This window comes from Streptomyces sp. NBC_00209 (genome assembly GCF_045206345.1).
Lineage (GTDB): Bacteria > Actinomycetota > Actinomycetes > Streptomycetales > Streptomycetaceae > Streptomyces.
The window spans coordinates 2,135,156-2,160,918 of the sequence record NZ_CP108121.1; the positions used below are offsets into that span (position 1 = coordinate 2,135,156).

The following is a 25,763-nucleotide window of genomic DNA, read 5'->3' on the forward strand; positions in this document are numbered from 1 at the left end:
GCCGGGCGCAGAGAGCGGCTGCGTCCGGGCGGGGCCTCCCTGTCCGGCCGGGCCGGGTCAGTGCATGACGGCCATGGCCAGCGCGCGGCGGGCGCGCATCGAGGCGCGCTCGGCGCGGCGCTGCATCCGCCGGGCGGAGATCAGGCGCACGGCCTGACGGTCCGCGTCGGCTTCGCGCATGCGGTCGTGCATATGCGCACGGGCCATGGCTTCTGGGATGAGTTGCATTTCGCGGGTCCTGTTCTGACGCGAGTCGTTCGCGCCGATGATGATGACGTCTGGGGTCGCGGAGCCGGCGGGCTCGGACGCGGGGGTGGGGATGGTCATTGGAGCCTGGTTTCGGGGATCGTGGGTCAGGGGACGGTCGATGGTTCCGATGCGCTTCATGGGCTTGGGGGCCGGGAACCCCACGGCGGTCACGCGGCGACCGGGTTCTTGCGCGGACGGCCACGCGGCCGCTTCCGGGCGACGACGACGCCCTGGATGAAGAGCTCGCCACCCCAGACACCCCACGGCTCGCGGCGCTCCTTGGCGCCGGCGAGACACGCCTCGACCAGCGGGCAGGTGCGGCAGAGGGACTTCGCGTACTCGACGTCGGCCGGCGACTCGGCGAAGAAGACCTCCGGGTCGTAGGCGCGGCAGGGGACGGGTACGCCGAGGTTCTCGATGGCGTCGTCGAGCGCGGTGAGCGCGGTGAGGGGGGTCAAGGTGGAGTCCTCCGTGAGGCCGGGCGGGGAGATCGTGTCGGAAGGCGGTACGGACGGGGCGTGCGCTTCGAGTTGCACGGTGGTGGTGTCCTCGTCTGGTCGTTTCCGGCCTGTTGGCCGGGGGGCGGCTGGTACCAGGTCCTGCTTGTCCCGAGGCCCCTTCTCGTTGTCTCGCCCGTTGAGGCAAAACAAAAGGGCCGCGGATCCCGAGTGGGGTTCCGCGGCCCTGAAGGCGCCGGCCTGATGCTGGATCAGGCTGGATCACTCCAGGGTTCAGGCCCACGGAAGGCCCACATCGTGTGGTGGTGCTTCGTCTGCTCGGTGACGCCGGCTTCCGCTCCCGCACCGACGGCCGCAAAGGCATAGGCCGTGGCCTGTCCCTTCGCTACTGCTGCTGCCGGTGCCTGGGTCGGTCGCTCATTGCGCTCCCGCACGGGAAGGCCGGCCAGGGACATCGGAATGACGGCGGAGACGCCGGACATACCGGTGGCGCGCAGGGAGGACTTCGGGGCACGGGCGAGAAGGCCGAGCGAGCAGGCGGAGACGACCGAGAGATCGGTCATTTTGTTGGTCTCGATGATGCTGATCACTTCAATCGCCTCCTCTCGGCGTCTCGGGGGGACCGGCGGGCCGGTCCTGCGTATTCGGATAAGTACAGCACGGATCCAGGGCTTCAGAGAAGCCGCTGTTTCCGTGGTTAAGAACCTATGGTGATGACTGGGGCGTGCGCAAACTATTTTTGGGACGAGTTTTTCTCACATCTCCCCGACGGCCTCCGCCTCGCCCTCGCATCCGTCCCCACCTGCGCAGATGTCGAGAACGGCGGCGCCGAAGCGGCCCAGCTTCCGCGCGCCGACCCCGGGGATCCCGGCCAGTTCGCCCTCGCTGCCGGGCACCGCCTCCGCGATGGCCATCAGCGTCCGGTCGGTGAACACGCAGTAGGCGGGCTGGCCGATCTCCCGCGCCCGGGCCGCCCGCCAGTCGTGCAGCCGCTCGTACAGCGCCTCGTCCATGTCGGACGGGCAGTCGTCGCAGCGCATCAGCTTCATCTCGCCGGCGTCCGTGAGCGTCTTGCCGCAGACCCGGCATCGGGCCGGCGTCCGGGGCTTCCGCCTGGCCGCCGCCGGCCGCCCCTCGCCGCCGCCACCGCCGACCGCCCCGCCCTCGCCGCTCCGGAAGCCGTCGCCGGCCCAGACGCCGCCCGGGCCGGCAGCCGCCGCGCTCCGGCCGCCGGGGCCCGTGGAGCCGGGGCGGAGCCCGTTCAGGAAGCGGGTCGGCCGGCGCCCCGGGCGGCCGCCGGGCGACCGGGAGAGCGACCAGGACAGGGCGAGGTGGAAGCGGGCCCGGGTGACGCCGACGTACAGCAGCCGGCGCTCCTCCTCGATCTGCTCCGGCGTCTTGGCGTAGGTGATCGGCATCATGCCCTCGGTCAGCCCGACCAGGAACACCGCGTCCCACTCCAGGCCCTTCGCCGAGTGCAGCGAAGCCAGAGTGACGCCCTGGACCGTGGGCGCGTGCTGAGCGGCGGCCCGCTCGTCCAGCTCGGCGACCAGGTCGGAGAGCGTCGCCCCCGGGTGGGCCCGCTCGAAGTCCTCGGCGAGCCTGACGAGCGCGGCCAGGGACTCCCAGCGGTCGCGCACCGCGCCGGACCCGGTGGGCGGCTCGCTGCGCCAGCCCGTCGTGGAAAGCACCGCGCGCACCTCGGCGGGGAGGTCGTCCGCGTGGTCCAGGAGGGAGTCGTTGCCCCCTGCCCGGGCCGCGCCGCGCAGGGCCACACCCGCCTCGCGGACCTCCGCGCGCTCGAAGAACCGCTCGGCGCCCCGGAGCTGGTAGGGCACACCCGCGTCCGCGAGGGCCTGCTCGTAGACCTCGGACTGGGCGTTGATCCGGTAGAGCACCGCGATCTCGCCGGCCGGGACGCCCGCCGCGATCAGGTCGCGGATGCGGCGGGCGGTGCCCTCGGCCTCGGCGGGCTCGTCCGCGTACTCCACGAAGGCGGGCTCGGGGCCGCGCTCCCGCTGCGAGACCAGGTCGAGGCGGTGCTCGGCGGCCCGGCCGGTGGCCTGGGAGAGCAGCCCGTTGGCCAGGTGGACCACCTGCGGGGTGGAGCGGTAGTCCCGGACCAGCTTGACGACGGTCGCGCCGGGGTGGCGGGTGCGGAAGTTGAGCAGGTGGTCCGGGGTGGCCCCGGTGAACGAGTAGATCGTCTGGCCGGCGTCGCCGACGACGCAGAGGCTGTCCCGGTCGCCGAGCCAGAGGTCGAGCAGCCGCTGCTGGAGCGGGCTCACGTCCTGGTACTCGTCCACGACGAAGTGCTGGTACTGGCGGCGGACGTGGGCGGCGATGTCGTGCCGGTCCTGGAGGATGCCGACGGTGAGGAGCAGCACGTCCTCGAAGTCGATCACCGTGCGCTCGCGCTTCAGCTCCTCGTAGGTCTCGTAGACCTTGGCGATCTCCGCCGGGTCGCGCGGGGCGTCCCGCTGGGCCTTGGCGACCACCGCCGGGTAGTCGGCGGGGACGGTCTGGGTGACCTTGGCCCACTCGATCTCGCTCGTGACGTCGCGCAGTTCGTTGCGGTCGAGCCGCAGGCCGCTGCGGGCCGCCGCCTCGGCCACCAGCTGGACCTTGCGCTCAAGGAGCCGGGGCAGCTCGCCACCGACTGCTTTCGGCCAGAAGTACTGGAGCTGGCGCAGGGCCGCGGAGTGGAACGTGCGCGCCTGCACCCCGCCCGCGCCGAGCTGGCGCAGCCGGCCGCGCATCTCGCCCGCCGCCCGGTTGGTGAAGGTGACGGCCAGGACGCTCGACGGCTGGAGGATCCCCGCGCGCACCCCGTAGGCGATGCGGTGCGTGATGGCCCGCGTCTTGCCCGTACCGGCTCCGGCCAGCACGCACACCGGCCCCCGCAGGGCCACGGCCACCTCGCGCTGCTCGGGGTCGAGCCCGTCGAGGACGGCGTCCGCGGTGTCCGGGACCCGGGGGAAGAGGGTGGAGTGCGTTGCTGATGTCACCCCGCCATGCTGCCAGGTCGCCCGGGGCGCGTGCGGCGGTTGTCCACAGGGGTGAGGTATTCGTCGTACTGATGCGGGAACGGCCCCGGGGCCGTTCCCGTACGCCGTCCCGCAAGGGCCCCGGGGGCGGGAATGGCGGCCGGGTCGCATACGTTCACCTGGCGTGCGGCAACGCACGCCCCGGCCCCGTGTGACGTACCAGACGCGTGGGCGCCCCTCCGGGCGTGACGGATCTGCCGGGACCGAAGAGACAGAGGAGCGCGAAGACATGCCGGGCACTGTGACGATGTACAGCACCACCTGGTGCGGCTACTGCCGTCGGCTGAAGGGGCAGATGGACCGCGAGGGCATCGCCTACACCGAGATCAACATCGAGCAGGACCCGGAGTCGGCCGCCTTTGTCGAGAAGGCCAATGGCGGAAACCAGACGGTCCCGACCGTACTGGTGGTCCCCGAGAGCGGCGGCGAGGACGTCGTGATGACGAACCCGAGCCTGGCCCAGGTGAAGCAGGCCCTCGGGGCCTGATCCCCCGGGCACCCCGCCCCCTCCGGTCCGCGTACCGGTGGGGGCGGTGCCATGTCCGGGCCCGGGTCAGGCGCCCGCGCGCACCGGCTTCGGGAGCGGCTTGCCGTACCAGAGCTCGATCAGCCGGGAGGCGATCGAGATGCCGAACGGGGGCAGCATCTCGCCCGACTCGAAGGCGGCGGTCAGCTCCTCGCGGGAGAACCAGCGCGCTTCCTCGATCTCCTCGCCGTCCACGTTGATGTCGAACGTCGAGGCGCGGGCCATGAAGCCCAGCATCAGGCTGGACGGGAACGGCCAGGGCTGGCTGGCGACGTACTCGACCTCGCCGACCGTGATACCGGCCTCCTCGAAGACCTCGCGGGCCACGGACTGCTCGATCGACTCGCCCGGCTCCACGAACCCGGCGAGCGTGGAGAAGCGGCCCTCGGGCCAGTGCACCTGGCGGCCGAGCAGCGCCCGGTCCTGGTCGTCCGTGACGAGCATGATGACCGCCGGGTCGGTGCGCGGGTAGTGCTCGGCGCCGCACGCCTGGCAACGGCGGATGTGTCCGGCCGCCGCGATCACCGTGCGCTCGCCGCAGCGGGAGCAGAAGCGGTGCAGCCGCTGCCAGTTCTCCAGGGCCACCGCGTGCACCATCAGGGCGGCGTCGCGCGGACCGAGCAGCATCCCCGCCTCGCGCAGCCCCGCCGGGCGGGCCGACTGGTCCATGCGGCCGGGCAGGGTGTCCTTCTGGAGGGCGAAGTAGCTGACGCCGTCCGCGTCGGCGCCGAGGAAGTAGCGGTGGGTCTCGGTGACGGGGGCCTCGAAGGCGGGCGTCATCACGAGTTCGGTGCCGTCGTCGGTGTCGTCGATCAGCACCTGGCCGCCGGAGACGACGAAGACCCGGGTCGTCGGGTGGCTCCACGCGGCGGACAGCCACGCCTCGTCAAGGCGGTGGTGCGCCGCGCGGTCGATGCCGCTCGGCGCGGTCAGACCGATGGGCCGGTCCGTGGTGGCGTTGTCGAAGGTGCTCACAAGTGCTTCCTACTCCCCCGGGATGGATCGGGCGTTCAGAGAATTCAGCGGAGGGCGGCCGCCAGGTCGCCCCAGAGGTGGGCGGCGGTCTCGACGCCCTTGAAGAGGAGGTCCAGTTCGACCTTCTCGTCGGGGGCGTGCCAGCCGTCGGACGGTACGGAGATGCCGAGGAAGAGGACGGGCGCGCCGAGCACGTCCTGGAGGTCGGCGGCGGGTCCGGAGCCTCCTTCGCGGGTGAAGAGGACCTTCTTGCCGAACGCCCGGCCCATGGCGCGGGCCACGGCCTGGAGCGCCGGGTGGTCCAGGGGCGTCAGGCAGGGCCGGGTGGCGGGGAGGAAGGTGATCCGGTGGCTGATCCCGGCGGGGACGCGGGCCTCGGCCCAGGTCCGTACGGCCTTCTCGATGTGGTCCGGGTCCTGGCCCGCCACCAGGCGGAAGCTGATCTTCGCGCGGGCGGAGGAGGGGATGATCGTCTTGCTCCCGGCGCCCTGGTAGCCGCCGCCGATGCCGTTGACCTCGGCGGTCGGGCGGGCCCAGATCCGTTCCAGCGTCGCATACCCGGTCTCTCCGGAGGCGGCCCGGGACTTGGCGGTGTGCAGCCAGGCGGCCTCGTCGAAGGGCAACTCGGCGAAGAGCGTGCGTTCGGTCGCGGTGAGCTCGGCCACGCCGTCGTAGAAGCCGGGAACCGCGACCTTGCCGTCCGGGTCGTGGAGCGCGGCCACGAGGCGGGCGATCTCGGTGGCCGGGTTCGGGACGGCGCCGCCGAAGGAGCCGGAGTGGATGTCCTGCCCGGGTCCGCGGAACTCGATCTCGCACTCGGCGAGGCCGCGCATCCCGGTGCAGACGGTCGGGGTGGTCTCGTTCCACATACCGGTGTCCGAGACGATCACCGCGTCGGCGGCGAGGCGCCCGGCGTGGCGCTCGACCAGGTCGCGGAAGTGCGGGGAGCCGGACTCCTCCTCGCCCTCCACGACCAGCTTGAGGTGCACAGCGGGGGCGGTGCGGCCGGTGGCGGCGAGGTGGGCCCGGACGCCGAGGGTGTGGAAGAACACCTGCCCCTTGTCGTCGGCGGCGCCGCGCCCGTACATCCGGCCGTCGCGGATCACCGGCTCGAACGGCTCGCTGCTCCAGCCGTCCTCGCGGGCGGCGGGCTGGACGTCGTGGTGTCCGTACACCAGGACCGTGGGCGCCGACGGGTCGTCGGAGGGCCATTCGGCGAAGACGGCGGGTGCGCCGTCGGTCTCCCAGACCTCGGCGACCGGGAATCCGGTCTCCTTCAGCTTGGCCGACAGCCACTCGGCGCTGCGCCGTACGTCGCCCTCGTGCTCCGGCTGAGCGGATACGGAGGGGATGCGCAGCCACTCGGCGAGGTCTTCGAGGAAGGCCGCGCGGTGCTGCTCGGTGTACGTGCGGACGGCGCTGTCCGGGGTGTCGCTCATGACCTTCAGCTTATCCGTCCGACGGAAGTGGCTCGTCCAGGAGGATGCGCTCCAGCTCCGGACGGCCCGGCAGGGAGGCCGGGCGGACGGCCTCGCCGCTGCGGACGAAGAGGAAGGTGGCCGTGACGTCGGTGAGCGGGAGTCCGTGCAGCTCGGCCCAGGCCAGCCGGTAGACGGCGAGCTGGAGCGGGTCGGCGTTGTGGGTGCGGCCGGTCTTCCAGTCCACGATCTCGTACGTGTCCCCCGTGCGGTACACGGCGTCGATACGGCCCCGGATGACCCGCCCCGCCAGGGTGATCTGGAACGGCGTCTCCACGCGGTACGGGGTGCGGCGGGCGTACGGGGTGCGCTCGAAGGCTTCCTTCAGGTCGGCGAGGTCGCGCTCGTCGGCGATGTCGGCGTCGCCCTCGTCGCCCCCGGGCAACTCGTCGGGGCCGAGCATGGGCAGCGGCAGCTCCTGGAACCGGGACTCCACCCAGGCGTGGAAGCGGGTGCCCCGGCGGGCGGCGGGCTGCGGCGGGCGGGGCATGGGCCGGGCCAGCTCCCGGGCGAAGGCGTCGGGGTCGTCGGCGAGGCGCAGCAGCTGGGTGGCGGAGAGCGAGGCGGGGACGAGGACGTCGCGCACGGTGGCGCGGGCCCGGCGCAGCTCCCCGGCCAGCGCGTCGAGGTCCCGGTCCCAGGAGGCGAGGGTGCGCGTCTCCTCGGGGGTGAGACGGGCGGGGGTGCGGGGGGCCGGGACCTCCGGTGCGTCCGCCGGGATCGCCGGGGGCTCAGTGGGCTCCGGCCGGGCCAGCAGCTCCATGACCGTGTCGGCGGCGGCCCTGCGGCGGGCCAGGGCGGTGTCGTCCAGCGGGAGCGGCCAGGCGTGGTCGGCGGACGCCTCGGCCAGGGCCGGGTTCTCGTCGCTCTCCTCAGGGGCGTCCGCCCACACCTCGATCTCGCCGTACCCGGCGGCGCAGTGCTCGTACAGCGCGTGCAGGAAGGGGGACGGGCCGCGCGGCTTCTTCTGGGTGGGGCCCCACCAGTGGCCGGAGCCGAGCAGCAGTGTGCGGGGGCGCGTGAAGGTGACGTAACCGAGGCGCAGCTCCTCCGTGTGCTGGTGCTCCTTCATCTCCTCCTTGAAGCCCTTGAGGCCCTTGGCGTCGTAGCCGCGGAGGGCGGGCAGGGTGGCGGTGTCGCCGCGCAGGGCGTGCGGGAGGACCTTGGCCTGGGAGGTCCAGGCGTCCCGGGACTGGCCGCTGGGGAACTGGCCGGTGACCAGGCCGGGCACGGCGACGACGTCCCACTCCAGGCCCTTGGACTTGTGGGCGGTGAGGACCTTGACGGTGTTCTCGCCGCCGGGCAGCGCGTTGTCGAGGCCCTTCTCGTACTGGACGGCGGTGCGCAGGAAGCCGAGGAAGGCGAGCAGCGTGGCCTCGTTGTCGACGGCGGCGAAGCGGGCGGCGACGTCGAGGAAGTTGCCCAGGGTCTCGCGGCGGCGGGCGGCCAGGGCCTGCGGGGACGCGGAGAGCTCGACCTCCAGGCCGGTGGCGGCGAGGACGCGGTGCAGGACGTCCATCAGGGGGTCGGCGAGCGAGCGGCGCAGGTCGCGCAGCTCGGCGGCGAGGCGGGCGAAGCGGACGCGGGCCTCGGCGGAGAACGGAAGCCGGTCGTCCTCCTCGCCTCCCCCGTCCAGGAAGGTGTCCAGGGCGTCGGCGAGGGAGATCACCTCGGCCGGGTCGATCCCCTCGACGGCCTCGGCGAGCCTGCGGTCGGGGTCGTAGTCCTCGTCGTCGCCGTGGGCGGCGCGGTGCACCAGGAGGCGGGCCCGGCGGCCGAGCAGGGCCAGGTCGCGGGGGCCGATCCGCCAACGGGGGCCGGTGAGCAGGCGGACCAGGGAGGCGTTGGCCCCCGGGTCCTGGAGGACCTCGCAGACGGCGACGAGGTCCGCGACCTCGGGGAGGTGGAGCAGCCCGGAGAGGCCGACGACCTCGACCGGGATGTCGCGGGCGACCAGCGCGGCCTGGATCTCCGGGAAGTCACCGGCCGTGCGGCACAGGACGGCGATCTCGCCGGGCGCCCTGCCGGTGCGCACGAGGTGGGCGAGGGAGTCCGCGAGCCAGGCGATCTCCTCGGTGTGCGTGGGCAGCAGGGCGCAGCGGACCAGGCCGTCGCGCTCGGCGCCGGGGGCGGGGCGCAGGGCCTCGACGCCCTCGTGCATGGCGCGCAGGGGCGCGGCGAGTCCGTTGGCGAGGTGGAGGAGGCGGCCGCCGCTGCGGCGGTTCTCACTGAGGGCGTAGCGGGTCGCGGGGGTGCCGTCGGCGTGCGGGAAGTGGCTCGGGAAGTCGTCCAGGTTGGCGACGGAGGCGCCGCGCCAGCCGTAGATGGCCTGGCAGGGGTCGCCGACGGCGGTCACGGCGTGCCCGGTCGGCCCGCCGGTGCCGGGGCCGGTGCCGAAGAGGGCGGAGAGCAGGAGGCGCTGGGCGACGGAGGTGTCCTGGTATTCGTCCAGCAGGACGACCCGGTACTCGTCGCGGAGGATCGTGCCGACCTCGGGGCGGGTGAGGGCCAGCTCGGCGGAGAGGGCGATCTGGTCGCCGAAGTCGAGGAGGTCGCGGCTCCGCTTGGCCTCGCGGTAGCGCCGGGTCAGCGCGAGCAGTTCGCGGCGGGCCTCGGCGGTCGCGGGGATCTTGCGCAGCTCTTCGTTGCTGAGCTTCGCGGTCGCCAGCGCGCTCAGCAGTTCGGTGTCGTACGTGTCGAGCTGTTCGGGGCGTACGAGGTGTTCGGCCAGCTCGGCGTCGAGGGCCAGGAGGTCGCTGACGAGGGTGGGGAAGGACCTGGTCAGGGCCGGGTAGGGGCCGGGGGCCTCGCGCAGCACGCGGGCGGCGAGCTGGTAGCGGGTGGCGTCGGCGAGGAGGCGGGTGCCCGGTTCGAGTCCGATGCGCAGTCCGTGCTCGGTCAGCAGCCGCCCGGCGAAGGCGTGGTACGTGGAGATGCCGGGCTCGCCCGGGGGGTTGTCCGGGTCGATCACGTCCGGGTCGGTGATCCCGGCGGCGACGAGTGCCTTGCGTACGCGCTCGGCGAGCTCACCGGCCGCCTTGTTGGTGAAGGTGAGCCCGAGGACCTGCTCGGGCGCGACCTGGCCGGTGCCGACCAGCCAGACCACGCGGGCGGCCATCACCGTGGTCTTCCCCGACCCGGCTCCGGCCACGATCACCTGCGGGGCGGGCGGCGCGGTGATGCAGGCCGTCTGCTCCGGGGTGAAGGGGATGCCCAGCAGCTCCTTGAGCTGCTCGGGATCGGTGAGGCGCGGGGACACTCCACAGAGGCTAACCGGCGCCACTGACAACCGGCGAAGTCGTGGAGACGGCTCACCTCTTCGCCTCCTGGTGGCGTCCGTCACACCCGGGCGGGTCTAAATTATCTGCTTGTCGCACCAACAGCCTTATGAGGACGGTCATATGAGCGCCGACGCACCCGCCCCTGACGCCACCGGGCTCAGGAAGCGCATCGACACGACGAAGGCGCATCCCGCGCGGGTCTACGACGTCTTCCTCGGCGGCAAGGACAACTACCCGGCCGACCGCGAGGCCGCGGCCATGGCGCTGGCCGCCCATCCGCGCGGCTACCTCACCGTGCGGCACAACCGGGACTTCATGCGGCGGGCGGTCACCCTCACCGCGAACGAGGGCATCCGGCAGTTCCTGGACATCGGCACCGGACTGCCCACGCAAGCGAACGTGCACCAGATCGCGCAGGCCGTCGCGCCCGAGTCGCGCGTGGTCTACGTGGACAACGACCCGGTGGTCCTGGTCCACGCGCAGGCCCTCCTCACCAGCGGTCCCGAGGGCCGCACCGACTACATCGAGGCGGATCTGCGGGACCCGGAGCGCATCCTGGAGGCCGCCCGCCGCACGCTGGACTTCGACCGCCCGGTCACCCTGGTCCTCGCGGCCGTGACCCACTTCATCGAGGACGAGACGGCCTACCCGGTCGTGAGGCGGCTGCTCGACGCGCTGGCCCCCGGCAGCGTCCTCGTCCTGAGCAATGTCGGCTCGGACCTCAACCAGGAGCAGGTCGGCAGCATCACCAAGGGCTTCAAGGAGCGCGGCTTCGCCATGGTGCGCAGGTCGTACGCCCAGATGGAACGGTTCGTCACCGACAACGGCCTGGAACTCCTCGAACCGGGCATCGTCCCCGTGCACCGCTGGCGCCCCGAGCGGGTCGTGGACCTGCCGGAGGCCGAGAAGCCGGACCCCGAGTTCGTGGCGGGCCTGGACGAGCTGGACCGTACGCGCTACCAGGACATCAACGACGTCACCGACGCCGACGTCAGTGTGTACGGCCTGGTGGCCCGTAAGCACTGACCCCCTGGGCTACTCCAGGACGTGCCGTCCCTCCGGCTGCGCGCTGCACGACGCCTTGAAGGAGCAGTGGCCGCAGTGCTGGCCGGTCGTCGGCGTGAACCGTTCATCCAGGACCCGGCCCGCCGCGGTCGCCAGCAGGTCGGAGACCCACTCGCCGTCCGGCGGCGCCTGCGCCTGCACCTTGGGCGCGGCGTCGCCGCCCTCCTTCTTGGGGGCCGCCTGGCGCAGCTGTACGAGTTCGGCGCCGCCCGGCTCCGGCCGCGTACCGCCGAAGGCGTCGTCGACCGCGCCTTCCCGTACCGCCAGCTGGTAAACGGCGAGCTGGGGGTGACGGTGGACCTCGTCCCTCGTCGGGGACTGCTTGCCGGTCTTGAAGTCGACCACGTAGGCCCGGCCCTCGGCGTCCCGTTCGACGCGGTCCATGGAGCCCCGGATGCGCACCTCGTACTCCCCCGCCTCCAGCGTCACGTCGAAGTCGTGCTCACTGGCGACGGGGGTGCGTCCGGCCCGGGCCATGACGTGCCAGCGCAGGAAGCGTTCGAGGGCCGCGCGGGCCTGCTCCTTCTCCTGGCGCGACTTCCAGGGGGCGTCGAAGACGAGCCCGTCCCAGACCGAGTCGAGCCGCTCCATGAGGACGGCCAGATCGGCGGGCGTACGGCCGGAGGCCACCTCGTCGGCCAGGACGTGGACGACGTTCCCGAACCCCTGGGCGGCGGTCGCGGGCGCGTCGGCCTTCACCTCGCGGCCCAGGAACCACTGGAGCGCGCAGGTGTGGGCGAGCTGGTCGAGCGCGCTGCCGGAGAGGGTGACGGGCTGGTCCCGGTCGCGCAGCGGCACGGCCGAGCGGGTCGGCTCGTACAGGCCCCACCAGCGGTACGGGTGCGCCGACGGTACGAGCGGCTGGCCGTCGTCGTCGGTGAGCGCCGCGAGCCGGGCGAGGCGGCGGGCGGCCTCCTCGCGCAGCGCGTCCGACGCGGCCGGGTCGACGGTGGTGGCGCGCAGCTCGGCGACGAGCGCGGCGACGGACAGCGGGCGGCGCGGGCGGCCGGTCACGTCGCGGGGTTCGACGCCCAGCTCGGCGAGGAAGCGGGAGGGCTGGTCGCCGTCGTCGGCGGGGGCCTTGACCGCCGTGACGACCAGGCGCTCGCGGGCGCGGGTCGCCGCCACGTAGAACAGCCGCCGCTCCTCCGCGAGGAGGGCGCCGGGCGTCAGCGGTTCGGCGAGCCCGTCGCGGCCGATCCGGTCCGCTTCGAGGAGCGAGCCCCGGCGGCGCAGGTCCGGCCACAGCCCTTCCTGGACGCCCGCGACGACGACGAGGCGCCACTCCAGGCCCTTGGAGCGGTGGGCGGTCATCAGACGGACGGCGTCGGGGCGGACCGCGCGGCGGGAGAGGGTGTCGGCCGCGATGTCCTGGGCGTCGACCTCTTCCAGGAAGTTGAGGGCGCCCCGGCCGCCGGTGCGTTCCTCGGCGCGGGCGGCGGTCTCGAACAGCGCGCACACCGCGTCGAGGTCACGGTCGGCGTTGCGTCCCGCGGTGCCGCCGCGCAGGGCCGCCCGCTCCAGCCTGCCCGGCCACGGGGTGCCGGACCACAGCGCCCACAGGGCCTCCTCGGCGGTGCCGCCCGCCTCAAGGAGCTCGCGGGCGGTACGCAGGAGCGCGCCGAGGCGCTGGGCGCCCCGGGCGTACGCCGGATCGTGCGCGACCAGGCGTTCCGGCTCGGCGAGCGCCCGGGCCAGCAGCTCGCCGGAGGGGGCGGGCACCTTGTTCCCGGCGGCACGCTCCTCGTCCCGCAGGGCGCGGCCGAGTCGGCGCAGGTCGGCGGCGTCCATCGCGCCGAGGGGCGAGGCGAGCAGGGTCAGCGCGGTCTCGGTGTCGAGCCAGGGCGCGGGGCTCTCCGGGGCATCGGCGTCCCCCGGGGCCTCTCGGGCCTCGGCCGCCTCCGCCGCCCCAGCTCGCACCGCCGCCTCCGCCACCGCGCGCAGTGCCGTCAGGAGCGGGCCCGCCGCCGGTTCGTGGCGCAGGGCCAGGTCGTCGCCGTCGACCTCCAGGGGGACGCCCGCCGAGGTCAGGGCCCGGCGCAGGGAGGGCAGCGTGCGGCCTCCGGCGCGGACGAGCACCGCCATCTCGGACCACGGGACCCCGTCCTCCAGGTGCGCCCGGCGCAGCAGGTCCGCGATGTTGTCCAGCTCCGTGGAGGCGGTCGGGTAGGTGTACGCCTCGACGGAGCCGCCCTCGCGGACCGCGCCGAGTTCGCGGTGGGCGCGGACCTTCGCCGACGGCAGCCGGGTGAGCGGCATCCGCCGGGTGAGCAGCCGGGTGGCGGCGAGCAGCCGGTCGCCGGAGCGGCGCGAGGTGGTGAGGACGCCGACGGGGGCGGGGGCGCCGTCCGCGCGCCGGAACATCTCCGGGAAGTCGAGGATGCCGTTGACGTCGGCGCCCCGGAACGCGTAGATCGACTGGTCCGGGTCACCGAAGGCGACCAGGTCGCGCCCGCCGCCGCCCGCCGGGGTGCTGCCCCGGTTTCCGGCCAGCGCGTGCAGCAGCCGTACCTGGGCGGGGTCCGTGTCCTGGTACTCGTCCACGAAGACCGCGTCGTACGCCCCCGCCAGCTGCGCCGACACCTCGGGGCGCTCCGCGAGCAGCACCGCGCGGTGCACCAGCTCCGCGTAGTCCAGCACGCCCTGGGCGTCCAGCACGTCGAGGTATTCGGCGAGGAAGCGGGCGGCGGCGCCCCAGTCGGGGCGGCCGGTGCGCCGGGCGAAGGCGGCGAGGGCGTCCGGGCCGAGGCCCAGCTCGCGGCTGCGGGCGAGCACCGCGCGTACCTCGTCGGCGAAGCCGCGCGTGGTCAGGCAGGCGCGCAGCTCGTCGGGCCAGCTGATGTGCGGGCGCCCCTCCTTCTCCAGGTCGAGCTGCCCGGCCAGGAGGTCGCGGACGGTCACGTCCTGCTCCGGCCCCGAGAGCAGCCGCAGCGGGTCCGCGAAGAGATCGGCGTCCTGGTGGGCGCGGACGAGGGCGTAACAGAAGGAGTGGAAGGTGGTGGCCTGCGGGCCCCGGGCGGCGCCGAGCCGGGCGGCCATCCGGTCGCGCAGTTCGACGGCGGCCTTGCGGCTGAAGGTGAGGACCAGCAGGCGGGCCGGGTCGGCGCCCCGGGCGATGCGCGCGGCGACGGCTTCGACCAGCGTCGTCGTCTTGCCCGTACCGGGTCCGGCGAGGACCAGGAGCGGGCCGCCCGGGTGGTCGACCACCGCGCGCTGCGCCGCGTCCAGGAGAGGGGGCTCCACCGAACCCGGCAGGGTGCGCACCAGCCGGTACGGGCCCGTGGTCCCCGGCCGTGCGTGACGGTGAGGACTGTGCCGGGTGGTGGAGGAGGTGCTCACGTGGGTTCGCCGGTCCTGGTGGGTGTACGGGTGCTGAGGGCGCGGCGTCCGCCGCGAACTGAAGACGCTACTCCGGCGCGCCCCCCGAATGCGGCGGGACGGCTGCGGGGATCGTCACGTTCTTCCGGCCGCGCCCCGCGCGCACCGTACGGACGCGGATCCGCCCGTTCCGCCGCCCCATGGCCGAAGCTGTCAGGTGTGAGCTCCCCCACCGCCGCCGGCCGCCGCCGGGCCGCCCGTCACGCCGTCCCATCGCGCGCGCCGCATGTCCAGGCGCGGGAGGTGGCCCTCCGCGCTCGCGGGGGCCTCGCGCAGCGGGGTGTTCTCCGCGCGGTAGTGGTCCAGGGCGCGCAGCTCGTGGCCGGGCAGCAGCCTGCCGTCGGAGCGCACCACGCGCCACCACGGCGCCGCGCTCCCGTAGAGCGCCATGACCCGGCCGACCTGGCGCGGGCCGCCCTCGTCCAGCCACTCCGCGACATCGCCGTACGTCATGACGCGGCCGGGCGGGATCAGGTCGGCGACGTCGAGCACGCGCTCCGCGTACTCCGGCAGCGCGTCGCCCGTCGGGTGTTCGCTCATCCGCCCCATCCTGCCGCACGCCACCGACAGTCCCGGCCTAGGACGAAAGGCCCTCACCGTGTTCGCGCGCACACGCAGCGTGCGCGCGGCGGGAAAGGAGCGTATGTTGCGCATCGCACGCCCCCGCATCGCACCCTGATGCCCCCTTGCGCCCATCGGCCGTGCCACCATCATGCGGGCGGTGACCGGTGATACGAGAACACGAAGACCAATCAGAGGCGACGAAGGAGCAGGGCGTGCAGAAGGCGGCCGACGACGCCTCCGATGCCGAGCCGCGTCCGGACAGTGACCGGCGACAGCCGGAGACGGACGCGGAGTATCCGGCAGGCTCGACGCTCGCCACCGCCGACGAGGCACTCACTGAGCGCGTCTCCGGGGACGAACCCCTGCTGCCCGCCCGGGTGCACCGCCCCTCCGACCTGCTGCGCCTGCTCATCGGGGTGCTGGCGGTCGTCGTGCTGTTCTCCGTCGCCGCCTTCGCCCACGGCACCACCACCGGCCTCGAACAGGACATCAACAAAGGCACCGGACAGGCCCCCGACCTGCTGATCAAGCTCGCCGGGCTGGTCTCCAGCATCGCCGTGCTGCTCGTGCCGGTCGCCTTCGCCATCGAGCGGCTGATCAAACGCGACGGGCTGCGGATCGCCGACGGGGTGCTGGCCGCGGTCCTGGCGCACGGGGTGACGCTCGCCACCGACCTGTGGGTCGCCAAGTCCGCCTCCGGCACCATCCAGGACGCGCTGACCCAGCCGCAGCCCGGCGACGCGGTCACCGATCCCGTACACGGCTACCTCGCGCCCGTGATCGCTTACATGACCGCGGTGGGCATGGCGAGACGGCCGCGCTGGCGGGTCGTGCTGTGGATGGTGCTGCTGCTGGACGCCTTCGCGATGCTGGTCGGCGGCTACACGACCCCGTTCTCCATCGTGCTCACGGTGCTCATCGGCTGGACGGTGGCGTACGGCACGCTGTACGCGGTCGGCTCGCCGAACGTCCGCCCGACCGGCCAGCACCTGATGGCCGGTCTGCGGCACGTCGGTTTCCGGCCGGTCACCGCGATGCGGGCGGACGACGCGCCCGACTCCGGCGACCAGAGCGACCGGGGACGCCGCTATCTGGTCTCCCTGGAGGACGGGCCACCGCTCGACGTGACCGTCGTGGACCGCGAACAACAGGCCCAGGGGTTCTTCTACCGGGTGTGGCGCAGGCTCACCCTGCGCGGCATCACCCAGCGGCGGTCCATCCAGTCGCTGCGCCAGGCGCTGGAGCAGGAGGCGCTGCTCGCGTACGCGGCCATCGCCGCCGGGGCCAACGCGCCCAAGCTCATCGCCACCTCCGAGCTCGGCCCGGACGCCGTGATGCTGGTCTACGAGCACATCGGCGGCCGGTCCCTGGACGCCCTGGAGGACTCCGAGATCACCGACGATCTGGTGCGCGGGGCCTGGGAGCAGGTGGAGGCCCTCCAGTCGCGCCGGATCGCGCACCGCAGGCTCACCGGCGACGCCCTACTGGTGGATCGTTTCGGCACGGTGTTCGTCACCGATCTGCGCGGCGGCGAGATCGCGGCCGGTGACCTGGTCCTGCGGATGGACGTCGCGCAGCTGCTCACCACCACCGGGCTGCGGGTGGGCCCCGAGCGGGCCGTGGCCGCCGCGCTCGCCGTGCTCGGCCCCGACGCGGTCGCCGACTGCCTGCCCCTCCTCCAGCCGATCGCGCTCAGCCGCTCCACCCGGGCACAGCTGCGCAGGCTCGCCCGGGAACGCTCGCAGCGCGAACGCGAGGCGGTCCTCGAAGCGTCGGACGCGGCCAAGCGCGCCCGGGCCGAGGACGCGGAGCTGTCCAGGAACGGTGACCGCAAGACCGCCCGCAAGTCGATGCGCGCCGAGAAGCGGGCCATGGACGACGCCCTCGAAGAGGCGCGCGAGGAGGACCTGCTCTCCCAGATCCGCCGGGAGGTCCTGCTGATCCGGCCGCAGGCGCCGGTCGAGCCGGTCCGGCTGGAACGCATCAAGCCGCGCACCCTGTTCAGCTTCATCGCCGGTGCCATCGCCGCGTACTTCCTGATCTCGCAGGTCACCGAGGCCGACTTCGGAGCGGTCGTGGAGCAGGCGGAGTGGGGCTGGGTGGCCGCCGCGCTCGGCTTCTCGGCGCTGAGTTACGTGGCCGCCGCGATGAGCCTGCTGGGCTTCGTGCCCGAGCGGGTGTCGTTCGGGCGGACCGTCCTGGCGCAGGTCGCCGGGTCGTTCGTGAAGATCGTGGCACCGGCGGCGGTCGGCGGGGTGGCACTGAACACCCGGTTCCTCCAGCGCTCCGGGGTCCGGCCCGGTCTCGCGGTGGCGAGCGTGGGCGCGTCCCAGCTGTTCGGCCTCGGCTGCCACATCCTGCTGCTGGGCGCCTTCGGCTATCTGACCGGCACCGAGAAGACGCCGTCCTCGCTCACCCCGTCCAGGACCGTGATCGCCGGGCTGCTGACGGTCGCCGTGCTGGTCCTCGTGGTCACCGCCATCCCGTTCCTGCGGAAGTTCGTGGTGACCCGGGTGCGGTCGCTGTTCGCCGGGGTCGTGCCCCGCATGCTCGACGTGGTGCAGCGCCCCCAGAAGCTGCTCACCGGGATCGGCGGGATGCTGCTGCTGACCGGTCTCTTCGTGATGTGCCTGGACGCCTCGGTCCGGGCGTTCAGCGGTCCGGACACCCCGCACCTCAGCTACGCGAGCATCGCGGTGGTCTTCCTCGCCGGCAACGCGCTCGGCTCGGCCGCGCCGACGCCGGGCGGCATGGGCGCCGTCGAGGGCGCGCTGACGCTGGGTCTGATCGCGGTCGGGCTGCCGAAGGAGGTCGCCGCCCCGGCGGTGCTGCTGTTCCGGCTGATGACCCTGTGGCTGCCGGTCCTTCCCGGCTGGCTGTGCTTCAACCACCTCACGCGCAAGGGGCAGATCTGAGACCCGGGCGCTGAGCGGGAGGGCCCGGGTGCGCGGGATGACCTGCGTGCACGGGCCACCCACTTGGACCGGCACCCCGTGCGCGCGCCCCGGCGCCACCGCAGCATGGAGCGATGAGGACCTCCCCTGCCCTGCGCGCCGCGGCCCTCGCCGCCACCGTGACCGTGCTGCTCCCCCTCGCCGGCTGTGCGGACGGCGGTGACAGGGAAGCCGCCGGCCCGACGAGCCAGGCCCGCGCGGCGAACGCCGCCACCGGCAGCCCGTCGTCCGGCCTCGCCGCCCAGAAGCTGACGTGGAAGAAGTGCCCCGCGCCTTCCCAGGCCCAGGGCGGCGGAAAGCCGCCGTCCCCGTTGCCCGGCGGGGCGAACTGGGAGTGCGCCTCCATGAAGGCCCCCCTCGACTACGCGAAGCCGGACGGCGCCACCATCGAGCTGGCGCTCATCCGCGCGAAGGCGATCAGCCCGAAGAAGCGGATCGGCTCGCTCATCTTCAACTTCGGCGGCCCCGGTGGCTCGGGCGTCGCCACCCTGCCCGCATTCGGTACGGCGTACGACAAACTGCGCGCCCGGTACGACCTGGTGAGCTTCGACCCGCGCGGAGTGGGGAACAGCGACGGCGTCGAGTGCGAGACCGACAAGCAGCTGGACGCCCGCTACCAGGAGGACGGCACCCCGGACGACGCGGCGGAGGAGAAGGCGTTCGTCCAGGACACCAAGAGGTTCGCCGCCGCCTGCGAGAAACGGTCCGGCGAGCAGCTTCCGCATGTCGGCACCACCAACGCGGCCCGCGACATGGACCTGATGCGCCAGGTGCTCGGCGACGACAAGCTGCACTACTTCGGCATCTCATACGGCACCGAGCTGGGCGGCGTCTACGCGCACCTCTTCCCGAAGGAGGTCGGCCGGGCGGTCCTGGACGCGGTGGTCGACCCCACCGAGGACGCCGAGCAGTCCTCGCTGAGCCAGGCCAAGGGCTTCCAGCTCGCCCTGGAGAACTTCACCAAGGACTGCGCGGACCGGGGCGACGCCTGCAAGCTGCCCGGCTCCGACGCGAAGGAGATCGAGAAGGGCATCGCCTCCCTGCTGGACCAGCTGGAGAAGAAGCCCGTCAAGGGCATCGGCGCCCGCAAGCTGACCGAGACCCAGGCCACCACCGGCATCGCGGCGGCCCTCTACTCCAAGGAGACCTGGCCGCTGCTGGAACAGGGTGTGGACGAGGCCGACGGCGGGAACGGCTCCCTGCTCCTGGCGCTCGCCGACTCCCTCAACGGCCGCTCCGACGACGGGCGCTACGACAACTCCGCCGCCGCCTACTCCGCGATCAGCTGCGCCGACTCGCGCGAGCGGTTCACACTGGAGCAGACCAGGGCGAAGCTCCCCGAATTCCGCGACGCCTCGGCGGTCTTCGGGAACTACCTGGGCTGGGGCCTGATGGGCTGTACCGACTGGCCGGTCAAGGGCACCTGGAAGACCCCCGACGTCAGCGCCCCCGGCTCCGCCCCCATCCTCGTCATCGGCAACACCGGCGACCCGGCGACCCCGTACGAGGGCGCCGAGGCGATGGCCGACGAGCTGGGCGAGGACGTCGGCGTACAGATGACGTACAAGGGCCAGGGCCACGGCGCGTACAACAGCGGCGACGCCTGCGTGCAGAAGGCGGTCGGCGGCTATCTGCTCGACGGCAGGACCCCGGAGGCGGGCACGGTCTGCGGCTGAGGGCCCGCGCGGAGCCCCCCTACGATGAGCGAACTGCCGTACGGGCAGCGCTCGACGGGGAGGGAACGCACACGTGGTCGCACACGCACGGGCCGGCGCGCTGGCCGCCGCCGCACTGCTGCTGACGGGAGTGCTCGCGGGCTGCGAGGACGGTACGGACGACAAGCCGGGCGAACGGGCGGACGGCGGCACCACCTCGTCGTCCGCCTCGCAGCGCCTGGCCTGGAACCGTTGCGAGGCCCCCGAGGGCGGCGAGCAGCCGGGCTCCGAGTGGCGGTGCGCGACGGTGAAGGTGCCGCTGGACTACGCGAAGCCCGAGGGCGACACGATCGGCATCGCCCTGATCCGCAAGGAGGCCACGGACACGTCCAAGCGCCTGGGCTCGATGCTCTTCGACTTCGGCGGACCCGGCGGCTCAGGCGTCTCGATCCTGCCGCGCGCCGCCGCCGGGTACGCCACCCTCAACTCCCGTTACGACCTGGTGGGCTTCGACCCGCGCGGGGTGGCGCAGAGCGCCGGGGTGCGGTGCCGCGACGACAAGGCGCAGGAGAAGGCGTTCCAGAGTGTGGACATGACCCCGGACACGGCGGCCGAGGAGGCGGCGTTCATGGCGGACGGCGCCGACTTCGGCGCCGGCTGCGCCCGCCTGTCCGGCAAGGTCCTCCCGTACGTCGGCACGACGAACGCCGCCCGCGACATGGACGTGATCCGCCAGGCCCTCGGGGACGAGAAGCTGACGTACTTCGGAATGTCGTACGGCACCGAGCTGGGCGGCACGTACGCCCACCTCTTCCCGGAGAACGTAGGGCGTACGGTCCTCGACGCGGTGGTCGACCCGACCGCGGACACCACCGGGCACGCGCGCAACCAGGCGACCGGCTTCCAGCGGGCCCTGGAGAACTACCTCAAGGACCGCGGCCAGGACCCGAAGGCGGGCGCCCGGCGGATCGCGGCGCTGCTGAAGCGGATCGACGCCGAGCCGCTGCCGACCGGCACGGACCGCGAGCTCAACGAGTCGCTGGCGATCACGGGCATCGTGACCCCCCTCTACTCCAAGGACAGCTGGCCCACCCTCACCCGTGCCCTGGACGAGGCGGAGGACGGCAGCGGCGCCCTGCTGCTCCAGCTCGCCGACTCGTACAACGGCCGGGACGAGAACGGCCACTACGACACCCAGAACCACTCGCAGCGGGCCATCTCCTGCGCGGACGGAACGGCGCGGCCCACGGCGGCCGAGGCGAAAGCGCTGCTGCCGGAGTTCGAGAAGCTGTCCCCGGTCTTCGGCCCGTTCCTGGCCTGGGACACGGCGGGCTGGTGCTCCGGCTGGCCGGTGGAAGGCGAGCACGACAACCCGGAGGCGAGCGCTCCGGGTGCCGGTCCGATCCTGGTCGTGGGCACGACGGGCGACCCGGCCACGCCGTACGAGGGCGCTCGCCGGATGGCGGACGAGCTGGGCGAGGGCGTCGGCGTGCTGCTCTCCAACAAGGGCGAGGGGCACGGCGCTTACGGCGGCAACAGCTGCGTGACGTCGACCGTGGACACGTACTTCCTGGACGGGAAGGTCCCGGAGGACGGCACGACCTGCTCGTAACGCCACCCGCGAACGCCGAAGGGGCCGGCCCGCGCGATGCGGACCGGCCCCTTCGAGGTCTTCTAGTAGACCGGCTTCTCGGGCTCGATCTGGTTGACCCAGCCGATCACGCCGCCGCCCACGTGGACCGCGTCGGCGAAGCCCGCCGACTTGAGGACCGCGAGGACTTCCGCACTGCGGACACCCGTCTTGCAGTTCAGCACGATGCGCCTGTCCTGCGGGAGGTCCTGGAGGGCGTTGCCCATCAGGAACTCGTTCTTCGGGATCAGCCGGGAGCCCGGGATCGCGACGATCTCGTACTCGTTCGGCTCACGGACGTCGATGATCTCGATCTTCTCGTCCGCGTCGATCCACTCCTTGAGCTGCTTCGGAGTGATGGTCGAACCGGCCGCCGCCTCCTGGGCCTCCTCCGACACGACGCCGCAGAACGCCTCATAGTCGATGAGCTCGGTGACGGTGGGGTTCTCGCCGCAGACCGCGCAGTCGGGGTCCTTGCGCACCTTGACCTGGCGGTACTGCATCTCCAGGGCGTCGTAGATCATCAGCCGGCCGACCAGCGGGTCGCCGATGCCGGCGAGCAGCTTGATGGCCTCGTTGACCTGGATCGAGCCGATGGAGGCGCAGAGCACACCGAGGACGCCGCCCTCGGCGCAGGACGGAACCATGCCCGGCGGGGGCGGCTCCGGGTAGAGGCAGCGGTAGCAGGGACCGTGCTCGGACCAGAACACGGACGCCTGGCCGTCGAAGCGGTAGATCGAGCCCCAGACGTAGGGCTTGTTCAGCAGGACCGCGGCGTCGTTGACGAGATAGCGGGTGGCGAAGTTGTCCGTGCCGTCCACGATCAGGTCGTACGCGGCGAAGATCTCCTTCACGTTCTCGGCTTCGAGCCGCTCCTCGTGAAGAACCACGTTGACCAGGGGGTTGATGCCCTCGACGGTCTCCTTGGCCGACAGGGCCTTGGACTTGCCGATGTCGGACTGGCTGTGGATGATCTGGCGCTGCAGGTTCGACTCGTCGACCTCGTCGAACTCCACGATGCCGAGCGTGCCGACACCGGCCGCGGCCAGGTACATCAGGGCCGGCGAACCGAGGCCGCCGGCGCCCACGACGAGCACCTTCGCGTTCTTCAGCCGCTTCTGCCCGTCCATCCCGACATCCGGGATGATCAGGTGGCGGGAGTACCTGCGGACCTCGTCGACGGTGAGCTCAGCAGCTGGCTCGACCAGGGGTGGCAGCGACACAGGAACCTCAACAATGCAGGTGGTCGGTTTCTACGTACTTCGACTACGTACGGTTGTTCTTCCCGTAACACTGCCACGCCCCCTCTCATTCCGAGATACCGGGTCCGATCCGCGAGACGATTTCGTCCCAGTACCTGGGCAGTGCCGCGAATGGATCGCTTTGTCCGCAGCCGTTCCGGTCGTTCCCCGGGCCGGACCGTCCGCCGCGGTCGGTGAAGAAGATCGTCCCGGCGCCCTGCCAGCGGGCGACGCGCATCGCCTCCTCAAGATGCGTGCGCGGAACACCGTGTACGAAGTGTGCGAAGCGGCCGGGCGGGTAGGCCGCGGTCCACTCCGCCACCTGCGACCAGCGGTAGTCGCTCCACGCCCCCCGGAACGTGACGAGTTGGTCCCCCGTCTCCGCGTACCCGGGATACGGGTGGGTGTCGTGCCCCAGCACGAGGTGCCCGTCGTCCTTCCCCAGGAAGGCCCGCAGGGTGCCGGTGAGCCGGCGGACGACGGGCAGCTCGGCGCGGCCGGCCGGGCAGCGGTCCAGGTAGAAGCCGTCCACCCGGTACCAGTCCAGGTACGACCGGGCGTCGGCGAGGAGTTCCCCGAACGGCCGGGTGCCGTGGGCGAGATCGAGCTGCCCGAGCAGCCTGCCGCCGGAGGCCCGTACGGCGTCGAGCGGGCCCCCGTCGCGCAGCGCGCGGGCGCGGGCGTTGCGGAGTCGGCCGGCCGCCTCCAGGCAGTGCGGGTCGGGCCTGGTGCCGGGGCCGTTGTCGATGTTGAGGACGGCCCAGTGCAGCGGAGTGCCGGGACGGCTCAGCTCGGCCCACTCGGCGGGGGCGAGCAGCGGGTGGGCGTAGCCGGGAACGCCGAAGCCGAGCCGGTCGGCGCCGCTGGCGCGCCGGGCGGTGCCGGTGCTGGTCAGATACGGCACGCCGCCTCCATCCAGATGTCGGCGAGCGATTCCTCCAGGTTGATCCGGGGGCGCCAGCCGAGCCGGTCCCGCGCGGTGCGCACGTCGGCCTGCTGCCAGGCGCCGCAGCCGTCCGGGTACGGGGACGGGGTGGCCGAGAGGTGTTCGATGACCGACTCGGTGGAGGTGCGGGGCGCGCCGATGGGGAGGCGGGCGGGGGGCGTGTCCAGCTCGTGGAGCGCGCCGGCGTATCCGGCGACCTTGGCGAGGACGGCCGCCGCGTCGCGCAGCCGGACGGCCCGGCCGGTGCCGATGTTGACGACGCCCTGCGCGGCGGAGAGCGAGGCGGCGTGGACGGCCCGCGCCACATCGCGTACGTCCACGAAGTCCCGCTGCACGCCGAGGCCGCTGAGCTTCAGCTCGCCGTCGCCGGCCTGCATGGTGCGGCGCATCGCCTCGGCGAGCCGGCCGAGCGGGGAACCGGCCGGGGTGCCGGGCCCGACCGGGGAGAAGACCCGCAGGACGACCGCGTCGAGCCCGGAGCCGAGGACCAGCTCGGTGGCGGCGAGCTTGCTGACGCCGTACGGGCCGCCGGGGCGCGGGATGGCGTCCTCGGCGGTGGACGACCCGGGCTGCGAGGGCCCGTACTCCGACGCGCAGCCGACCTGGACCAGGCGGGCGGTGCAGCGGCTGCGCCGCATCGCCTCGCAGACGGTGGCGACGGCGACGGTGTTGTGCCGGGTGAGGTCGCGCGCGCCGCCCCGGGTCGCGCCGGCGCAGTTGACGACGACCCCGGGGTGGACGGCGTCCAGGAAGCGGGTGAGGGCTCCGGGGCTGCCGGTCGCGAGGTCGAACCGGACGTCGGCGTCGTCGCCGCGGCCGAGGGCCGTGAGGTGGACGGCGGGGTCGGCGAGCAGCCGGTCGGCCACGAACCGGCCGATGAATCCGTTGGCTCCGAGCAGCAGCACCCTCATCGCGCACCGCCCCGGCCTGAGGGCCGACGGCGGGCTGCCGGTGCGGGGGATTGGCGGGTCATGTCGGTGTCTCCTTGAGGGCTGTCCCGTGCGCAACGCTGCGTACGGTTCGAGTGGTGACGGCCCGCGGCGTCGGCTCCGCGGGGGAATCGGGGGACCGCCTCAGGGGGCGGCGTGGGCGGAGGCCCGGGAGAGGGCGAGGACGGCGGTGATCAGCAGGCCGAACGCGGCGGTGCCGCAGGCCAGTACGGGCACGACCCCGGGGCCCGCCGCCTCGATGAGGGCGTCGACGGGGCGGGCGACCGCGTGGAGCCCGGGCAGCCGCCCGGCCAGGATCAGGGCGGGGGCTGCGGCCTCCATGGCGCAGGCGGCGGCGAGTCCGGTGGCGGCCGGTTCGGGGAAGCCGTGGACGGTCAGCAGGCGGGCCAGCAGGAGCAGCATCCCGAGGGCGGCGGCCCCGGCCGGTGAGCCGCCGGTGCCGAAGCCGAGCCGGGCCAGGTAGAGCAGTGCGGCGAGGGCGCAGGCGAAGAGCGCGACGACACCGAAGAGCAGGGGGCGCACGCCCGCCCCGAACTCCTCCAGCGCATGGCTGCCGTGCAGCCGGCGGTGCGCGGCGAGGGCGAAGAGGTGGGCGCACCAGGCGGCCGGGGCCACCGCGACGGCGAGCCCGAGCAGGGGTGCCGGGGTCAGCGTCCAGGGGCCCTCGGGGCCGCCGCTGAGGACCTGGTGGAGCAGGTCGTCGCCGTACAGGACGTAGCCGAGCAGCCAGCAGGCGCCGAGCGCGGCGGCGCCGGACGACCCCGCCCCGTCCCGGGCGCTGAGCGGTCCGGTGCGCAGGGCGAGGGCGAGGCCGGTGAGCGCGAGGAGCGTCCCGGCGGAGCCGAGGGCGAGGCGGGCGTCGCCGCCGAGCACCCCGCCGGTCAGCCCGAGCGCGACGAGGGTCGCGAGGCAGGCGGCGCCGGGCAGCAGGGCGCGCAGGGACCAGGCGGCGCGCGTGGTGCCGTCGCGCGCCGGAGCGGGGCCCGTCGCCACGGGCTCCCCCGCGACCGCGGGGACCCGTGCGAAGAGCTCCTCGGCGAGCGAGAACACGTCCCGGTGCCGGTAGCGGGCGGCGGTGCGGTCGGTGACCCCGTGGGCCTCCAGGCCGGCGGCGATCTCCAGCGGGTCGACGGCCCGTTCGCACAGCTCCCGGTGACGGTGCATGAGCGCCCGCACCGGGTCGGCGGTCCCCCGCCGCCCGACGGCGGCCTTGCGCAGGGCGGAGGCGGGGTGTGCGTGCGCCACTTCGGGGGCGCGCGCGGGCGCGTCCCCGGGCGCGAGCTCCCCCGCCGAGGCGGCGTCCCCCTGGTGGCCCTCGCGGCTCATCGTCGTTCCTCCGTGGTGCTGTTCGCCCGGTGCCTGGGCT

The 25,763-nt window shown here is 73.5% G+C and carries 18 protein-coding genes; 5 read left to right on the forward strand and 13 right to left on the reverse strand.

Translation table 11 applies throughout. The annotated features are described in order from the left end of the window. Positions 1 to 57: 57 nt before the first annotated feature. From OG867_RS09320 to OG867_RS09335, 4 genes are all read right to left on the reverse strand, one after another. A complete protein-coding gene (locus OG867_RS09320; protein ID WP_406290854.1) occupies positions 58 to 387 on the reverse strand; it encodes a hypothetical protein in 330 nt (109 codons plus the stop codon). A 29-nt stretch (positions 388 to 416) separates the two neighbouring features. Further along, positions 417 to 785 (reverse strand): WhiB family transcriptional regulator, encoded by a 369-nt coding sequence (locus tag OG867_RS09325; RefSeq protein ID WP_018105532.1) that lies wholly within the window; start codon positions 783 to 785, stop codon positions 417 to 419. Positions 786 to 958: 173 nt separating this feature from the next. Then, complete coding sequence (locus OG867_RS09330; protein ID WP_406284218.1) at positions 959 to 1,297, reverse strand: hypothetical protein; 339 nt, start codon at positions 1,295 to 1,297, stop codon at positions 959 to 961. 165 nt (positions 1,298 to 1,462) lie between these two features. Beyond that, positions 1,463 to 3,715 (reverse strand): ATP-dependent DNA helicase UvrD2, encoded by a 2,253-nt coding sequence (locus OG867_RS09335; protein WP_406284220.1) that lies wholly within the window; start codon positions 3,713 to 3,715, stop codon positions 1,463 to 1,465. Positions 3,716 to 3,983: 268 nt separating this feature from the next. Between OG867_RS09335 and OG867_RS09340 the strand changes: the two genes are divergently transcribed. Further along, the gene (locus OG867_RS09340; RefSeq protein WP_018105529.1) at positions 3,984 to 4,241 is read left to right on the forward strand and encodes a mycoredoxin; all 258 of its coding nucleotides are present in this window, start codon (positions 3,984 to 3,986) and stop codon (positions 4,239 to 4,241) included. A gap of 66 nt (positions 4,242 to 4,307) precedes the next feature. Here the strand turns inward: OG867_RS09340 and nudC are convergent, their stop codons facing one another. Genes nudC through OG867_RS09355 form a run of 3 tightly spaced genes read right to left on the reverse strand, consistent with a single transcriptional unit; the run spans position 4,308 to position 9,992 of the window. After that, entirely contained in the window at positions 4,308 to 5,255 is a 948-nt protein-coding gene (nudC, locus tag OG867_RS09345; protein WP_406284222.1) for an NAD(+) diphosphatase, read from the reverse strand. A 44-nt stretch (positions 5,256 to 5,299) separates the two neighbouring features. Continuing rightward, complete coding sequence (locus tag OG867_RS09350; protein ID WP_406284224.1) at positions 5,300 to 6,694, reverse strand: dipeptidase; 1,395 nt, start codon at positions 6,692 to 6,694, stop codon at positions 5,300 to 5,302. A gap of 10 nt (positions 6,695 to 6,704) precedes the next feature. Next, positions 6,705 to 9,992 carry a UvrD-helicase domain-containing protein gene (locus tag OG867_RS09355; RefSeq protein ID WP_406284226.1) on the reverse strand — a complete coding sequence of 1,096 codons (3,288 nt, stop codon included), beginning with the start codon at positions 9,990 to 9,992 and terminating at the stop codon, positions 6,705 to 6,707. Positions 9,993 to 10,134: 142 nt separating this feature from the next. Here OG867_RS09355 and OG867_RS09360 point away from each other — a divergent pair, with 142 nt between their 5' ends. Then, a complete protein-coding gene (locus OG867_RS09360) occupies positions 10,135 to 11,040 on the forward strand; it encodes an SAM-dependent methyltransferase (protein WP_406284228.1) in 906 nt (301 codons plus the stop codon). Positions 11,041 to 11,049: 9 nt separating this feature from the next. Here the strand turns inward: OG867_RS09360 and OG867_RS09365 are convergent, their stop codons facing one another. Together OG867_RS09365 and OG867_RS09370 are read right to left on the reverse strand one after the other, a co-directional pair. Then, positions 11,050 to 14,418 (reverse strand): ATP-dependent helicase, encoded by a 3,369-nt coding sequence (locus tag OG867_RS09365; protein ID WP_406284230.1) that lies wholly within the window; start codon positions 14,416 to 14,418, stop codon positions 11,050 to 11,052. A gap of 192 nt (positions 14,419 to 14,610) precedes the next feature. Further along, entirely contained in the window at positions 14,611 to 14,997 is a 387-nt protein-coding gene (locus OG867_RS09370) for an MGMT family protein (protein ID WP_406284232.1), read from the reverse strand. A gap of 236 nt (positions 14,998 to 15,233) precedes the next feature. Between OG867_RS09370 and OG867_RS09375 the strand changes: the two genes are divergently transcribed. The 3 genes from OG867_RS09375 to OG867_RS09385 all read left to right on the forward strand — a co-directional run bounded on the left by OG867_RS09375 (position 15,234) and on the right by OG867_RS09385 (position 21,242). Continuing rightward, complete coding sequence (locus OG867_RS09375; RefSeq protein WP_406284234.1) at positions 15,234 to 17,936, forward strand: lysylphosphatidylglycerol synthase domain-containing protein; 2,703 nt, start codon at positions 15,234 to 15,236, stop codon at positions 17,934 to 17,936. A gap of 113 nt (positions 17,937 to 18,049) precedes the next feature. Further along, a complete protein-coding gene (locus OG867_RS09380) occupies positions 18,050 to 19,651 on the forward strand; it encodes an alpha/beta hydrolase (protein ID WP_406284236.1) in 1,602 nt (533 codons plus the stop codon). Positions 19,652 to 19,724: 73 nt separating this feature from the next. Further along, complete coding sequence (locus OG867_RS09385; RefSeq protein ID WP_406284238.1) at positions 19,725 to 21,242, forward strand: alpha/beta hydrolase; 1,518 nt, start codon at positions 19,725 to 19,727, stop codon at positions 21,240 to 21,242. A 62-nt stretch (positions 21,243 to 21,304) separates the two neighbouring features. Here the strand turns inward: OG867_RS09385 and moeZ are convergent, their stop codons facing one another. From moeZ to OG867_RS09405, 4 genes are all read right to left on the reverse strand, one after another. Beyond that, entirely contained in the window at positions 21,305 to 22,483 is a 1,179-nt protein-coding gene (gene moeZ, locus OG867_RS09390; protein ID WP_328902199.1) for an adenylyltransferase/sulfurtransferase MoeZ, read from the reverse strand. An 85-nt stretch (positions 22,484 to 22,568) separates the two neighbouring features. Continuing rightward, positions 22,569 to 23,405 carry a spherulation-specific family 4 protein gene (locus OG867_RS09395; RefSeq protein WP_328902198.1) on the reverse strand — a complete coding sequence of 279 codons (837 nt, stop codon included), beginning with the start codon at positions 23,403 to 23,405 and terminating at the stop codon, positions 22,569 to 22,571. Further along, positions 23,393 to 24,358: an NAD(P)-dependent oxidoreductase gene (locus OG867_RS09400; protein WP_073964087.1), complete on the reverse strand. Its 966-nt coding sequence runs from the start codon at positions 24,356 to 24,358 to the stop codon at positions 23,393 to 23,395. Before OG867_RS09400 ends, OG867_RS09395 begins: the two co-directional genes overlap by 13 nt. Before the next feature lie 162 nt (positions 24,359 to 24,520). Then, the gene (locus OG867_RS09405) at positions 24,521 to 25,723 is read right to left on the reverse strand and encodes a hypothetical protein (protein WP_406290856.1); all 1,203 of its coding nucleotides are present in this window, start codon (positions 25,721 to 25,723) and stop codon (positions 24,521 to 24,523) included. Positions 25,724 to 25,763 lie beyond the last annotated feature (40 nt).

Coding starts and splice junctions, on each gene's coding strand:
- OG867_RS09320 (WP_406290854.1), bottom strand. CDS start 387: ATGAAGCGCATCGGAACCATCGACCGTCCCCTGACCCACGATCCCCGA.
- OG867_RS09340 (WP_018105529.1), top strand. CDS start 3,984: ATGCCGGGCACTGTGACGATGTACAGCACCACCTGGTGCGGCTACTGC.
- OG867_RS09350 (WP_406284224.1), bottom strand. CDS start 6,694: ATGAGCGACACCCCGGACAGCGCCGTCCGCACGTACACCGAGCAGCAC.
- OG867_RS09360 (WP_406284228.1), top strand. CDS start 10,135: ATGAGCGCCGACGCACCCGCCCCTGACGCCACCGGGCTCAGGAAGCGC.
- OG867_RS09370 (WP_406284232.1), bottom strand. CDS start 14,997: ATGAGCGAACACCCGACGGGCGACGCGCTGCCGGAGTACGCGGAGCGC.
- OG867_RS09380 (WP_406284236.1), top strand. CDS start 18,050: ATGAGGACCTCCCCTGCCCTGCGCGCCGCGGCCCTCGCCGCCACCGTG.
- OG867_RS09400 (WP_073964087.1), bottom strand. CDS start 24,358: ATGAGGGTGCTGCTGCTCGGAGCCAACGGATTCATCGGCCGGTTCGTG.
- OG867_RS09405 (WP_406290856.1), bottom strand. CDS start 25,723: ATGAGCCGCGAGGGCCACCAGGGGGACGCCGCCTCGGCGGGGGAGCTC.